This window comes from Micromonospora sp. WMMD1102 (genome assembly GCF_029626265.1).
GTDB lineage: Bacteria > Actinomycetota > Actinomycetes > Mycobacteriales > Micromonosporaceae > Plantactinospora.
In genome coordinates, this window is record NZ_JARUBN010000001.1 from 3589896 (window position 1) to 3603417 (window position 13522).

10 protein-coding genes and 1 pseudogene are annotated in these 13522 nt (G+C 75.6%); 1 reads left to right on the forward strand and 10 read right to left on the reverse strand.

Annotated features, from left to right (window positions below):
- Positions 1 to 76: 76 nt before the first annotated feature.
- The 9 genes and pseudogenes from ispH to O7626_RS16105 form a co-directional block, all read right to left on the reverse strand.
- A complete protein-coding gene (gene ispH / locus O7626_RS16065; protein WP_278061971.1) occupies positions 77 to 1591 on the reverse strand; it encodes a 4-hydroxy-3-methylbut-2-enyl diphosphate reductase in 1515 nt (504 codons plus the stop codon).
- Positions 1588 to 3612, reverse strand: coding sequence for a squalene--hopene cyclase (gene shc, locus O7626_RS16070; protein ID WP_278061972.1), 2025 nt, complete (start codon positions 3610 to 3612; stop codon positions 1588 to 1590). Before shc ends, ispH begins: the two co-directional genes overlap by 4 nt.
- Positions 3612 to 4643: a polyprenyl synthetase family protein gene (locus O7626_RS16075; RefSeq protein WP_278061973.1), complete on the reverse strand. Its 1032-nt coding sequence runs from the start codon at positions 4641 to 4643 to the stop codon at positions 3612 to 3614. The genes shc and O7626_RS16075 overlap by 1 nt, the downstream gene beginning before the upstream one ends.
- A gap of 22 nt (positions 4644 to 4665) precedes the next feature.
- Positions 4666 to 5955: a hydroxysqualene dehydroxylase HpnE gene (gene hpnE / locus O7626_RS16080; RefSeq protein WP_278066181.1), complete on the reverse strand. Its 1290-nt coding sequence runs from the start codon at positions 5953 to 5955 to the stop codon at positions 4666 to 4668.
- Positions 5936 to 5995, reverse strand: a pseudogene (locus tag O7626_RS16085) (hypothetical protein); the annotation flags it as partial. The gene hpnE and the pseudogene O7626_RS16085, both read right to left, overlap by 20 nt.
- A 13-nt stretch (positions 5996 to 6008) precedes the next feature.
- Complete coding sequence (locus O7626_RS16090) at positions 6009 to 6887, reverse strand: squalene/phytoene synthase family protein (protein WP_278061974.1); 879 nt, start codon at positions 6885 to 6887, stop codon at positions 6009 to 6011.
- Entirely contained in the window at positions 6884 to 7813 is a 930-nt protein-coding gene (hpnC, locus tag O7626_RS16095; RefSeq protein ID WP_278061975.1) for a squalene synthase HpnC, read from the reverse strand. Before hpnC ends, O7626_RS16090 begins: the two co-directional genes overlap by 4 nt.
- Before the next feature lie 230 nt (positions 7814 to 8043).
- The gene (locus O7626_RS16100; RefSeq protein ID WP_278061976.1) at positions 8044 to 8886 is read right to left on the reverse strand and encodes a DMT family transporter; all 843 of its coding nucleotides are present in this window, start codon (positions 8884 to 8886) and stop codon (positions 8044 to 8046) included.
- Positions 8887 to 8988: 102 nt separating this feature from the next.
- On the reverse strand, positions 8989 to 10410 hold the full coding sequence (locus tag O7626_RS16105; protein WP_278061977.1) for a glycosyltransferase: 1422 nt from the start codon (positions 10408 to 10410) through the stop codon (positions 8989 to 8991).
- Between the two features lie 286 nt (positions 10411 to 10696).
- Between O7626_RS16105 and O7626_RS16110 the strand changes: the two genes are divergently transcribed.
- The gene (locus O7626_RS16110; protein WP_278061978.1) at positions 10697 to 11950 is read left to right on the forward strand and encodes a glycosyltransferase; all 1254 of its coding nucleotides are present in this window, start codon (positions 10697 to 10699) and stop codon (positions 11948 to 11950) included.
- 181 nt (positions 11951 to 12131) lie between these two features.
- Here the strand turns inward: O7626_RS16110 and O7626_RS16115 are convergent, their stop codons facing one another.
- Positions 12132 to 13448: an ABC transporter substrate-binding protein gene (locus O7626_RS16115; protein ID WP_278061979.1), complete on the reverse strand. Its 1317-nt coding sequence runs from the start codon at positions 13446 to 13448 to the stop codon at positions 12132 to 12134.
- Positions 13449 to 13522 lie beyond the last annotated feature (74 nt).

Sequence of the window (13522 nt, forward strand, 5' to 3'; positions counted from 1 at the left end):
GTTCAGCACCCCTTCCCGGTCGGCCTGTCGATCGGCGCGCGGCGGTCCCGCGCGACGCTGCGCGTACTGGTCCCCGTCATGGCGTTCGGATCTCCTTGGGAAGGGTGAAGTGCACGTCCTCGGTCCGGGTGGTGTGCTCCCGTACCGCGTCGGCGCCGAGCCCGGCCAGCGCCGCCACCGTCTGGTCGACCAGCCAGGGCGGCGCCGAGGCTCCGGCGGTGACGCCGACCGTCCGTACCCCGGCGAGCCAGCGCAGGTCGACCTGCCCGACGTCGTCGACCAGGTGGGCCGGGGTGCCGCCGCGCTCGGTCACCTCGACCAGGCGCCGCGAGTTCGAGGAGTTGGCCGAGCCGAGCACCAGCACGACGTCGGCGACGGCGGCCACCTCGCGCAACGCCGCCTGCCGGTTCGTGGTGGCGTAGCAGATGTCGTCCGAGCCCGGTCCGGTCAGCGCGGGGAACCGCCGCCGGAGTACGTCGAGGACCTCGGCCACCTCGTCGACGGCCAGGGTGGTCTGCACCAGGTAGGAGACCCGGTCCGGGTCGACCACCTCGACCCGCTCGGCGTCCCGGACCGACTCCACCAGGGCGATCCGGCCGGGCGCCTCGCCGAGGGTGCCCTCGGTCTCCTCGTGCCCGGCGTGCCCGATGAAGAGCACCGTGTTGCCCCGGCCGGCGAACCGGCGGGCCTCGCTGTGCACCTTCGTCACGAGTGGACAGGTCGCGTCGATCACCGGCAGTCCCCGGTCGGCGGCGGCCTGCCGGACGGCCGGCGCCACCCCGTGCGCGGAGAAGACCGTGGTCGCACCGTCCGGGATCTCGGCCAGCTCGTCGACGAAGACCGCGCCCCGGCGTTGCAGGTCGGCGATGACGTGCAGGTTGTGCACGATCTGCTTGCGGACGTAGACCGGCGGGCCGTGCCGGTCGAGCGCCTGCTCCACCACGCTTATCGCCCGCTCCACCCCGGCGCAGAACGACCGGGGCGCGGCCAGCACGACCTGCCGGGCGGTGGTCGCCGCCGCCCACTCGACAAGCGCCGGGCCGAGCCGGGGCAGTACCCGCAGCGCGGCGATCACCCGGCCGAGCGTCGCCGGCCGGTACAGCGGGTGCGGCGGCACGTCGGCGATCACCCGTACGCAGGCGACGGGGCGGCCGGCGGCACCGGCCAGCAGCGCCGCCGACTCGGTGTCCACCGCGATCGCGCCGGTGCCGGCGAGCCGCGCCCGGTCCGCGCCGGCCACGATCCGCCGGCTGGTCACCACCGGTCCGAGGTGGACGGTCAGGCCGCGCCGCCGCAGCGCCGCCGCGATCATCGGGGCGGCGGGGCAGGCTACCGGGGCGCCGCCGAGCACGCCGGCCCGGCGTACCTCGGTGGCCACCACCACGTCCCCGGTGCGCAGCGTCGGCACCAGGCCGCCGGCGATGCCGGCCACCGCCAGCGCGGCCGTGTCGCGGTGGCCGGCGGCCACCCGGGTGGCCCGGGCCGGTCCCCTGCCGGTACGCCGCAGCGGTGCGCCAGGTGGCAGACCGCGCCGCAGCGCGTGCGCCTCCGCCCGCATCGGTGCGAAGAGCACCCAGTTCTCCCCGCTCAACTGGGCGCTCCGGGCTCGGTACCCGACCGGGCCGCCTCGCCCGGCCCGCGAAGGCCGGCGACGTCGGCCGGATCGTGCAGCAGCCGGCCGAGCGCGCTGACCGGGAACACCAGCCGGTACAGGTGGTAGTTGATGTAGAAGTCGCCGGGGAAGCCGGTGCCGGTGTACTGCGGCTCGTCCCAGCCCCCGTCCGGCCGCTGGGTACGCACCAGCCAGTCCACCCCGCGCCGGACCGACGCCGAGTCGCCGGAGTGGGCGGCGTGCAGGGCCAACAGCGCCCAGGCGGTCTGCGAGGCGGTCGAGTCGCCCTTCCCACGCCAGGCCGGGTCGCGGTAGGAGCGCATGTCCTCGCCCCAGCCGCCGTCGGCGTTCTGCCGCCGGTGCAGCCAGCAGACCGCCCGGACGATCCTCGGGTCGTCCCGGCGTACTCCGGCGGCGACCAGCGCCGGGACGACCGCGCCGGTGCCGTAGACGTGGTTGGACCCCCACCGGCCGAACCAGGAGCCGTCCGCCTCCTGGTGGCGCAGCAGCCAGGCCACCCCCCGGCGGACCGGGACCGACCCCGCCAGCCCCTCCGCGCAGAGCGCCTCCACCACGTGCGCGGTGACGTCCGCACTCGGCGGGTCGATCACCTCGCCGAAGTCACAGAACGGCAGGTCACGGGCGATCCTCCGGGTGTTGTCGGCGTCGAACGCCGCCCAGCCGCCGTCGGCGGACTGCATCCCGCACAACCAGCGGACACCGCGCTCCATCGCCGGTCGCATGGCCGGCGGGGCACCGACCCGGCGCAGCGCCAGCAACACCTCGGCGGTGTCGTCGGTGTCCGGATAGCCGTCGTTGTCGAACTCGAACGCCCAGCCGCCCGGCGCGAGTCGGGGCCGGCGGACCGACCAGTCGCCGGGCACCCGAACCTCCTCGGCGAGCAGCCAGTCGGCGGCGGTGCCCAGCGCCGGGTGCTCGGCCGGCAGCCCGGCGTCGGCGAGTGCCACCACCGCCAGCGCGGTGTCCCAGACCGGGGACTGGCACGCCTCCAGCCGGCGTACCGGGCCGTCCGGGGTCTCCTCCCGGACGGTGAACCGCTCCAGCCCGGCCAGTCCGCTGCGCAGCACCGGATGGGAGAGCGGATAGCCGAGCAGGTGCAGCGCGATGAGCGAGTAGACCCAGGGCGGCTGGATGCCGCCCCAGGAGCCGTCCGCCTCCTGCCGGGCCACGATCCACTCGGCCGCCCGGCGCAGCGCGTTGCGGCGTACCGGGCCGACGGGGTGGCGCTCGTAGCCGCGCAGTGCACCGTCGAGGCGGTGCATCCAGCGTGCCCTGCCGGTCGCCGTCTCCCGCTCCGCCGGCAGTCCGGTACGCAGCTCGCCGAGCGAGAAGCCGAGCGGGCGTACCGGACACAGGGCGCGGACCACCGACAGCGGCACGATGGTCTGCCGGGCCCAGCAGGCGAAGTCGTAGACGTTGAGCGGGAACCAGGACGGCAACAGCACGACCTCGGGCGGGATCGCCGGCAGCCGGTGCCACGGCCACTCCCCGAACAGCGCCAGCCAGAGGCGGGTGAAGACCCGGCTCCGCTCGATACCACCGTGCGCGAGGACGAACTCCCGGGCCCGGCACATGTGTCCGGCCTCCGGCGGGTCACCGGCGAGCCGCAGCGCCGCGTACGCCTCGATGGTGGTGGAGAGGTCGCCCGGCCCGCCGTGGAAGGTCGCCCAGGCGCCGTCGGCGCCCTGCTTCGACCGGATCCACCGGGCCGTCGGCGCGGTCTCCAGCTCGGTACGGATGCCCAGGAACTCCCGCAGCAGCAGGTCCTCGGCCTCCATCGTCACGTTCGTCTCCAACTCGCCCTGCCACCAGCCGCCCGGCTGCTGGCGGGCCAGCAGCAGGTCCCGGGCCCGCTCCAGGGCCGCTTCGACGGACGAGAGGGTCCCCCGCCGGGCGTCCGCCGGACGGATGGTGCCCCCGCCCGGCCCCTCGGGCGCGAGGGTGGGGCTGCCGTCGTCGGTGGAGAGTGTCGAGGCCATCAGTGGTCCCGTCCCGTCATGAAGTGCGCGACCGCCACCAGGTCGGCGTGCACGCCGGAGCGGTCCCCGGCCGTGCCGGGCTCGCCCAACCGGTCCAGCTCGGCCAGCGCCTCGGTGAGCAGCCGGTCGGCCTGCTTCTCGGTCCAGTCCCGGGCGCCGGTCTCCTCGATCAACGCGGCGGCCAGGCCCAGGTCGGCGTCGGAGAGCTCGTCCGGCCGGACGTACAGGTCGGCGAGCTGCTCCCCGGCCGGACCGCCCGAGGTGAGGGCCCGGACCACCGGCACCGACTTCTTCCGGGCCCGCAGGTCGGCCAGCACCGGCTTGCCGGTCACCGCCGGCTCGCCCCAGATGCCGAGCAGGTCGTCGACCAGCTGGAAGGCCAGGCCGAGCCGTTCGCCGTACCGGGCCAGGCCGTCGACGAGCGTCGCCGGTGCGCCGCAGAGCACCGCGCCCAGCGTCGCGGAGCAGGAGAGCAGGGCGGCCGTCTTGTCCCGGGCCATCGCCAGGCACTCGTCGAGCGTGACGTCGGAACGGGACTCGAACGCCACGTCGGCCGCCTGGCCGGCGATCAGCCGGCGTACCGCCGTGTGCATCGTGGTCAGTCCGGCCCGGACGTCCAGGTCCGGGTCGTCGGCGAGTACCTCGTCGGCGAGGCTCAGCATGGCGTCCCCGGCCAGGATCGCCGGCCCGATCCCGAACGCCGCCCAGGCCGTCGGCCGGTGCCGCCGCTCCCGGTCACCGTCGATCACGTCGTCGTGCAGCAGCGAGAAGTTGTGCACCAGTTCGACCGCGACCGCCGCCGGCAGGCCCCGGTGTACCGGCTGGCCGGCGGCCTGGGCGGAGAGCAGCGCCAGCGCCGGGCGCAGCCCCTTGCCGCCCCGGCCGGCGGGCTCACCGGACGCGTCCCAGTAGCCGAGCTGGTAGCCGGCGACCAGCCGGGTACGCTCGTCGATCCGTTCCAGCGCCGCCCGGATCTCGGGCTGGACGAGTTCGTCCACCTGGGCGAGGGCGCTGGGCAGCATCACGGTCATGTCGTCTCCTCGCTGCGCTCGGTCATGCCGGTGCCTCCGCCGGTGATGTCGACCCGAGGTGGCCGAGCACCACGTCGGCGGCGCGGTGCCCGCTGCGTACCGCGCCCTCCATCGTGTCCGGCCAGCCGGTGTCGGTCCACGCGCCGGCCAGGGCCAGCCCGGGTGCCCGGGTCCGGGCCGGCGGCCGGGCGCTGCGGGACCCCGGCTCCTGCCGGAACGTCGCCCGGGGTTCCCGGGTCACGAACGCGTCCCGGACCCGGACCCGCCGGGCCGCCGGGAAGAGTTCCGCCAGCGCGGTCAGGTGGGTCCGGACCAGGTCGCCCGCCCGGACCGCGAGCACCTGCTCGGCGGCGGAGATGGAGACCACCAGGTACTGCCCGGAGCCGCCGGGCGGGGTCCGGTCGAAGACCCACTGCACCGGAGTGTCCAGCCCGGCCGCGAACTCCAGCTCGGTGACCCGCTGCTCGTAGTGCACGTGCACGTTGACGATCGGTGCGGCACCGAGGCGGGCCCAGCGCGCCCGGTCCGGCGCAGCCTCGGCCGGCACCAGCCGGGCGGCCTGCGGATGCGGCACGGCGAGTACCACCGCGTCGGCGGTCAGCTCGATGCCGTCCCCGGTGACCTGGAACCGGCTCCCCTCGGGGCGGATCTGCTGGACGCGTACCCCGGTGCGGACCGTCGCGCCGCGCCGCCGGAGCAGTACGGCGGCCGGCGCACCGTGCAGTTCGGCCAGCGGCGCGGTCGGCCGGCCGATGTCGGCGGCGTCCGCCCGGTCGAGCAGTCCGGTCCGGAACACCCGGGCGGCCAGCGCCAGCGAGGCCCGCTCCGGCGGGGCGTTCAGCGCGGCGGTGCAGATCAGTTCCCAGAGCCGGGCCACGGTCGGCGCGTCCTGCCCGTGCGCGGCCAGCCAGGCGCCGAAACTGACCCGGTCGGCGGCCGGGTCGTCCGGCTCTATCCGGCGCAGCGCCGCCGCCGCCCGGACCGCCGCCAGCCGTTGACCGACCCGCAGCGGACGATAGCCGAGCAGCGCCGGCAGCAGGTGGGCCGGGGCCGGCAGCCGGCGGTTGCGGGCCAGCACGTGCGGCGGCCCGCCGACCCGGACGATCGGCACCGCGAACCCGTCCTGCACGGCCGCCCGGTCGGCGCTGCCGAGCCGGACCAGCAGGTCCCGGTACTGCTGGTAGCAGCGGAGGAAGACGTGCTGGCCGGTGTCCACGGTCAGCTCGCCGCGCCGGAACGAGTAGGTGGCGCCGCCGAGTGCCGGACGCGCCTCCACCAGGGTGACCCGGTGCCCGGCGTCCAGCAGCCGCACGGCGGCGGCGATACCGGCCAGTCCACCCCCGACCACGCAGACTCCCCCGTCGGTCACGGCGCGCTCCGGGTCATCGCCCGCGCCGCGACGTACGCCTTCTCCCAGCCGGGCAGCGAGATCCGCTGCCGGGTCGCCGCCAGCGGGTCGGCCACCATCCGGGCCAGCAGCCGGTGGTAGATGCCGGCCATCGCCGCCACGCAGGCCGCGCTGCGCCGGTCCAGCAGGGGCAGCAGGCGCAAGCCGGTCTGGTAGTACCGCTCGGCCCGGCGGGCCTGCCAGCGGACCAGTCCGGCGAGCCGGTCCGGCGGGTCGGTCAGCCCGCCGTCCGGGCCGAGTTCCAGGGTGCAGCCGAACCGCTCCAGGTCCCGGCGGGGCAGGTAGGTCCGGCCGGCGGCACCGTCCTCCAGGATGTCCCGCAGGATGTTCGTCAGTTGCAGCGCGATCCCCAGGGTGTCGGCGAGTTCGGCGGCGGCCGCCCGGTCCACCGAGGGACGCAGCGCGAAGACGCCGAGCGAGAGCCGGCCGATCGACCCGGCGACGCAGCGGCAGTAGCCGACCAGTTCCTCGAAGGTCTCGTAGCCGACGCCCCGGACGTCGGCCACGCAGCCGTCGACCAGTTCGTCGAAGGCGGCCACCGGAATCGGCAGCCGGGCGGCGGCGTCGGCCAGGGCGACGAGTACCGGGTCGCCGCCGGTCTCCGGCAGCCGGTGCAGGGCCGCCCGGACCTGGTCGAGCCGGGCCAGCTTGGTGGCGGCGGGCAGGTCCCCGTCGCCGATGTCGTCGATGCGGCGGGCGACCGCGTACACCGCGCAGAGCGCGGCGCGTCGGTCGGGGCGGAGCAGCCGGATCCCGTACGAGAAGTTGCGGGCCTGGCTGCGGGTCACCCGGGCGCACTCCCGGTAGGCGCGCTCCAGCCCGGCGTCGGCGGTCATCCGCGCGCCCCGCTCGGGTGCAGCGCGACCCGGAACGGCCGGTACGACCGCAGCCACGCGGCGGCGACGCCGGCCCGGGTCGGCTTCGGCGGTCCGGGCAGCGGGTCGTGGTCGGCCCGGGCCAGGGCGGCCAGCGCGGCCCGGCCACCGGCGAGGTAACCGCCGACCGCCAGCCGGGCCCAGCCGTGCAGGTCACCGACGAGCGGCGCGCCCGCGTCGAGCAGGTCGGCGGCCCGCCTTGCCTGGCGCCGGACCACCGTCCGGAGCCGGTCGCCGGCCCGGGGTGCATCCAGGTCCTCCTCGGCCACCCCGGCCGCCGCCAACTCCTCGGTCGGCAGGTAGATCCGGCCCCGGCGGCGGTCCTCGGCGACGTCCTGGAGGTGCTCCACCACCTGCAACGCGGTGCAGATCCGGTTGGAGAGCCGGATCCGGTCCGGCGAGGCGGCACCGAAGACGTGCAGCACCAGTTCGCCGACCGGGTCGGCGGAGAAATGGCAGTAGTCGACGAGCGCGCCGAAGGTCGGGTAGCGGTTCACCACCTGGTCGCGGCGGTTCGCCTCGATCAGCCGCAGCAGCGGGTCGATCGGCAGCCGGCAGTCGACAACGGTGGGCGCCAGCCGGACCAGTACCGGGTGCCGGGGCAGCCGGCCGTGGTAGAGGGCGCGTACCTCGCGGTCGAACCGGTCCAGTCCGGCGAGCCGGGCGGCCGGCGACTCGTCCCGGCCGGAGATGTCCGGCTCGTCGCCGAGGTCGTCGACGTACCGGGCGTACCCGTAGAGGGCGAGCAGGTGCCGGCGGATCCGGGCCGGCAGGACGCGGAGCGCGACCGGGAAGTTCTCGCCGGCCAGTACGGTGTCCGGCTGCCGCCGCCCACCCGGCCGGTCCGCGGACGGATGGTCGGAGGCATCGTCGGTCAGATGAAGCACGCTGCCGCCTCTCGCGAGGTCCAGTCGGCTCAGCGGGGCCGCGCCAGACCGCCGCGCCGGATCGGTCGTAACCCACCACTCGCGCTCAGTAATCTTCACCGAGAGTACCGAAATTCCCACGCTGGGCGGTGCGGCCTGCCGAATTCCTCTCGGCGTGTTCGACGGCCCGTGTCGGTGTAGCCCGGACCGGGCCGACCAGGGCGGCGGATCGACCGTCACCGGTCGGCGTGTCATCTTGACTGGGTACGCCGGGCCATCCAGATGCCGATCACCATCGCCGCCACCGCGACCAGGCCGAAGAAGAGCCGGGGCCCCTCCAGGGAGAGTCGCTCCTCGAAGGCGAAGACTCCGATCAGCACGCCGCCGAACGGGTCGAGCAGGGCGATCGCGGTCAGCGGGGCGGCGATCGGCCCGCCCTGGAACGCGTTCTGGTTCAGCGTCAACGCGGTGCCGCCGACCAGGACGAGGGCGTAGACGTGCCAGTTGGTGAAGATCTCGCCCGGCTGCTCCGGCAGCTTCTCGATCACGGTCTTGACCAGGGCGGCTGCCATCGCATAGAGCAGGCCGGTGGCGATGCCGAGCATCAGGCCCCGGGTGGCGTCCTGGGTACGCCAGGCCACCAGCAGGCAGATGGTGACAAGCGTGCCGACCGCCACCGTGACGCCGATCCAGGCCAACGTCTTCGGCTCCGTCACCCCGCCCCGGGGGTTGGCGGCGAGCAGGAACCCGGTCAGTCCGACCACCCCGAGCAGCACCACCAGGAGGTCCCGGCGGTGCGGCCGGCGCCGCTCGATCGCCGCCTCCAGCGGTATCGCCATGAAGAGGCCGCTGACCAGCAGCGGTTCGACCAGGGCGAGGGCGCCGAACCGCAGCGCCAGCGCCTGGAGCACGGTGCCGAACGCGTCCGCGGTCGAGCCGAACAGCCACAGCCGCCGGTGCAGCAGCCGGATCAGCAACCGCGGGTCGATGGTCCGGGTCGGCCGTTCACGTTTGGCCGCCTGCTGTTCCAGCACCGAACTCACCGCGAAGAAGGCGGCCGAGGCGAGTCCGAGCGCGATGGCGATGCCGTTCACCGGGTCGTACCTTTCGGATCGGCCCGCCGGGCCACCCCGGTGCCGAGCCACCCGGGCGGCGTCCCCACGACGGAATCGACGGCAGGAGGTCGGATCGGCACCTCAGCCTTGCCGGTCCGGACGGTTCGCCGGGCGGCTGCCGTCGGCCCGGGGCTGGTCCGCGCCGATCCGCAGTCTCGCCACGCCGGCCCGCAGCCCCACCCACCGGGTCAGCGTCCGGCGGGACGGCACGGCGGCCACCCCCGCCGGGACCTCGGCGGGCAGCTCCGGACCGGTCGGCACCGTCCGGTCGGCAAGCCCGACCGGATCGCCGGGCGTCGGCGGACCGTAGCCGGCCTGAGACGTCACCGCTGCCGGTCCGGTCGGCGCGCCGCCCAGGGCGACGTCGGCGACCACCGCCGCGGGATCGGTCTCGAACAGGGCCAGCCCGGCGGCCCGCTGCCGCTCGCCGGCCGTACCCTCGGCCAGCTCGACCAGGGTGGGCCCCAGGTCGGCGGCCCGGCGCACCCAGCTCGCCACCCCGGCCCGGGCCATGGTGGCCGCGTTCGCCCGGCCGTGCCCGGGGATCGGCCGGTAGGTGGCGACCGGCAGGCCACAGGCCATCGCCTCCAGTGCGGTGAGCCCACCGGCGTTCTCCACCAGCACGTCGGCGGCGCGCAGCAGCTCCGGCATGTCGTCGACCCAGCCGAAGACGTGCCCGCTGCCGCGCCGGCTCAACCTGCGGAACAGCGCCTCGTTCCGCCCGCAGACCACCACCGGCACCGCCGCACCGGTACGCGCGATCTCGGCCGCCGTCCGGGCCACCGCGCCCACCCCCCAGGAGCCGGCGACCAGCAGGGCGAGCCGGGCGTCGACGGGCAGCCCCAGGCGTTCCCGGGCGCGCCGCTTCTCCGCCGCGGAGCCCGGACGGAAGCCGGCCGAGACCATCCGGCCGGCCACCCGGACCTCACCCGCACCCAGCGCCCTGGCCTCGGCCCGGGTGGTGCGGTGCGCCGCGCAGTGCACGTCGATACCGGGCGAGACCCAGATCGGGTTCACCGCGAAGTCGGTCAGATAGGTGATCACCGGTACGGCGAGCCGCCCGTCCCGGCGCAGCGGCCCGACGATCTGGCTGACCACCGGGTACGTCGAGACCACCGCCCGGGTGTCCGGGGGCAACATCCGGAGTACCCGGGGCCACACCGGTCGCAGCAGTGCCCGGGTGATCGGTGCGGCCCGGCTGAAGTTGCCGCCGATCGCGAAGAGCAGCCCGTAGATCCACGGCAGCCGGCTCAGCATCCCGTGGTAGGTGCCGCGCAGCAGCCGGCCCAGTCCCCAGGGAAAGATGTCGGCCAGGTCCACGCACTCCGCCAGCAGGCCACGGTCGCGCAGCCGGCCGGCGAGTTCCCGGCTCGCGCCGTCGTGCCCGGCTCCCGCGCTGGCGTAGATGATCACCACGCGCGGACGCCGCGCACCGGGCCGGCTGGCAGACGGCTCGGACGCCTCCCCGCGGTTCGCGTCGTACCGCCCGGATCTGAACGTCATCCGGCCATCTACCCGCAGGAGGTGCGAAGAATCCTCGAAGCGCCGTACTGCTTCGCCCGCGACGGGAAGCGGACCCTTTCGCCGGGCCCGCTTCCGGACAACCGGCCCGGGCCGGCGCCGGTACGGACGTAGACTCCGGGTACCCCGCGACGGCCGGCCGACACCCGCTCCCGAGCCGGGTCGGGGTCGACGGTCGACGGGTGCGCGGCACACGGCCCGGTCGGGTGCCGGGTCGTGGCCGGCCCGCCGCCTCCGCACCGACAGCCCGGCCCGCGGGGAGGGCGCCATGCGGGTCCTGATCGTCACCGCCGGTTCGCTCGGTGACGTCGCCCCCTACACCGGCCTCGGCGCCCGGCTGCGGGCTGCCGGTCACCGGGTGACGGTCGCCGCCCCGGCGCCGTACGCCGGCCTGGTCACCGGGGCCGGCCTGGAGTTCCGGCCGATCGGCGGGGACCTGGCCGCGCTCCGGGCCGGCACCGCCGAACGCCGTCCCGGATGGTCCGTTCCGGGCGCCCCCGGGCTGCTCGACTTCGTCCGGCTCGGCCGCCGGTTCGTCGGTGAACTCGGCACCGGCATCGCGACCGCGGCCGGGACCGGGACCGACGTGCTACTGCTGTCCAGCACGACCGCGCCGCTGGGCTACTCGGTGGCGCAGTACCACGGCATCCCGTGCCTCGGGGTCTTCCTCCAGCCGACCGCACCCACCCGGGCGTTCCCGCCGGTCGTGCTCGGGGTGCGCACGCTGGGCGGCTGGGGGAACCGGCTCGCCGGGTGGCTCGGCCGCAGGCTGGCCGACCGGGTCTACGCCGACGCCTCTCGCCGGCTGCGTGCCCGGCTCGGCCTGCCGCCGGTCGGCCTCGGCCGGCTGGAGCGGCTGGCCACCGCCGACGGCTGGGCGGTGCTGCACGGCTTCAGCCCGGCCGTGCTGCCCCGACCACCCGACTGGCCGGCCGGGCTGGAGGTGGTCGGCTACTGGTGGCCGGCCGGCGGGGCCGGCTGGCGCCCGCCGGGCGAGCTGGTCGACTTCCTCGCCGCCGGCCCGCCGCCGGTCTACGTCGGCTTCGGCAGCCTCACCGACACCGGGGACGGACTGCACGCCCTGGTCGTCGGCGCGCTGCGCCGGGCCGGGGTACGCGGGATCTTGCAGGGGCGCCCAGGTGCCGGCGCGGACCCGTACCGGGAGGGGGATGTGCTCACCGTCGGGGACGTACCGCACGACTGGCTCTTTCCCCGGATGGCCGCGCTGGTCCACCACGCCGGCTGCGGAACGACCGGGGCGGGTCTGCGGGCCGGGGTGCCGGCGGTGCCGGTGCCGGTCCTCGCCGACCAGCCGTTCTGGGCTGCCCGGCTGGCCGCCCTCGGCGCCGCACCCGGGGTGCTGCCGCTGCGTCGGCTCGACGAGGCCGGGCTGGCCGACGCGATCCGGGCCGCGGTGACCGAGCCGGGCCTACGGAGCCGGGCCCGCCGCTTCGCCGACCGGCTGGCCGCCGAGGACGGCGCCGGCGCGGTGGTGGCCGCGGTCGACCGGCTGGCCCGTTGACCGGCCGACCGCGGCTGCTCACCCCCTCCCCGGCCCACCCCCGGAATCCCGGTCGGTCGGCCGGTCCCACGGTCGCCACCTCGACCGCGACCTCGACTGAAATCGCAACCCCGACTGCGGACGCGAGCCGGCCCCGGCCCGGCCGCGATCCCGATCCCGACCGCGACCGCGACCGCGACCGTCAGAGCTTCTCGTAGCAGGGCCGGTCCAGGCTGTACGCCTGCGCGGTCGGGCCGGCGGTCAACGGCCGCACCTGGACCACCCCGGTCGGGGCGGCCCGGTCCGGCCGGTACACCGCGGAGACCCGCACGGCGCCGTCAGCCGGCCCGGCGGCGTAGTTGCCGGCACCGGCCGGCAGCATGCCCTCGTAGTCGACCGAGGTCAGCGACTTCACGGCGGCCAGCAGCCCGGCCCGGGTCAGGTCGCCGTCGGCCACCGCCCTGGTCAGCGCCGCCTTCAGCGGATACGACCAGACCCAGCCGGCGGTGTACCCGTCGTTCGGGGTGACCTGGCCGAGCGCCTCGCGCAGCGCCCGGTGCCCGGGGGTGTCGCTGCCCCACGCGTCCCAGGGTGCGGTCTGCTCGTAACGGGCCAGCAGGGCGGGCGCGGCGGCACTCTGCAACAGGGCCGGATTCCAGGTCGGGCTGGTGCCGATGAACCGGCCGGCGAAGCCCCGGGCGGTGGCCTGGCCGACGATCGCCGCCGCGTCGGCCGGTCCCATGGTCAGCATCACCAGGTCGGGCCGGCCGGAGAGGACCGCCTGGATCGCGCCGGCCTGCTTGTCCGCGCCGGAGTCGGTCTTCACCGCTGTGAAGCTCAGCCCGAGGCTCTGCGCGGCGAGCTTGGCGCCGGCCGCCGCGTCGTCGCCGTAGTCACCGGCCAGGTGCACCGCCAGCACCGACTTCACCCCGTGCGCCTCCCGCGCGTAGTCGAGCGCGTTCATCGACTCCAGGCAGTAGTTGGCACCGGATTCGACGATCACGTCCTCGAAGGCGTACGCCGAGGTCCAGGCGGCCGGCGCCGCGACCACGTTGCTCGCCTTCATGTCGGCCAGGATCGCGGCGGTGGTCGGCGAGCCGAGGGTCTGGGCCAGGGCCAGCACGTTCGGCTTCATCTCCTGGTACACCTGGTTGTGCGTCTGCGGGTTGTACTTGTTGTCCCGGATCCACCGGGTCACGTCGACCTCGTAGTCGCCGATCCCGCCGGCGGTGTTCACCCGCTTCCAGAACGCCTTCTGGGCGTCGGTGATCGGCACTGCCAACGCCCGGAACGGTCCCTCGGTCAGGTCGGAGATGATGCCGAGGTAGATGCATCCCTTGTTCCGGTCCACCGCCTCCGGGCAGGGTTCCGCGGTGACCCCGACGTCGGACTTCACCCCGGAGGCGTCGGTCTCGGTGTCCCCGCCGCGACAGGCGGCGGATGCGGCGCAGAGCAGCAGGGCGACGGTCGCGGCGGCGATCCGGCGCGGTGTGGAACCGGACGGTCTGTTCCTTCCCATGGCTACCTCGCAGGTCGGTGGGAGCAGCACAGCAGGAAACGGCGTGTCGGTGGGAGAACGGCGGTCAATAGGAG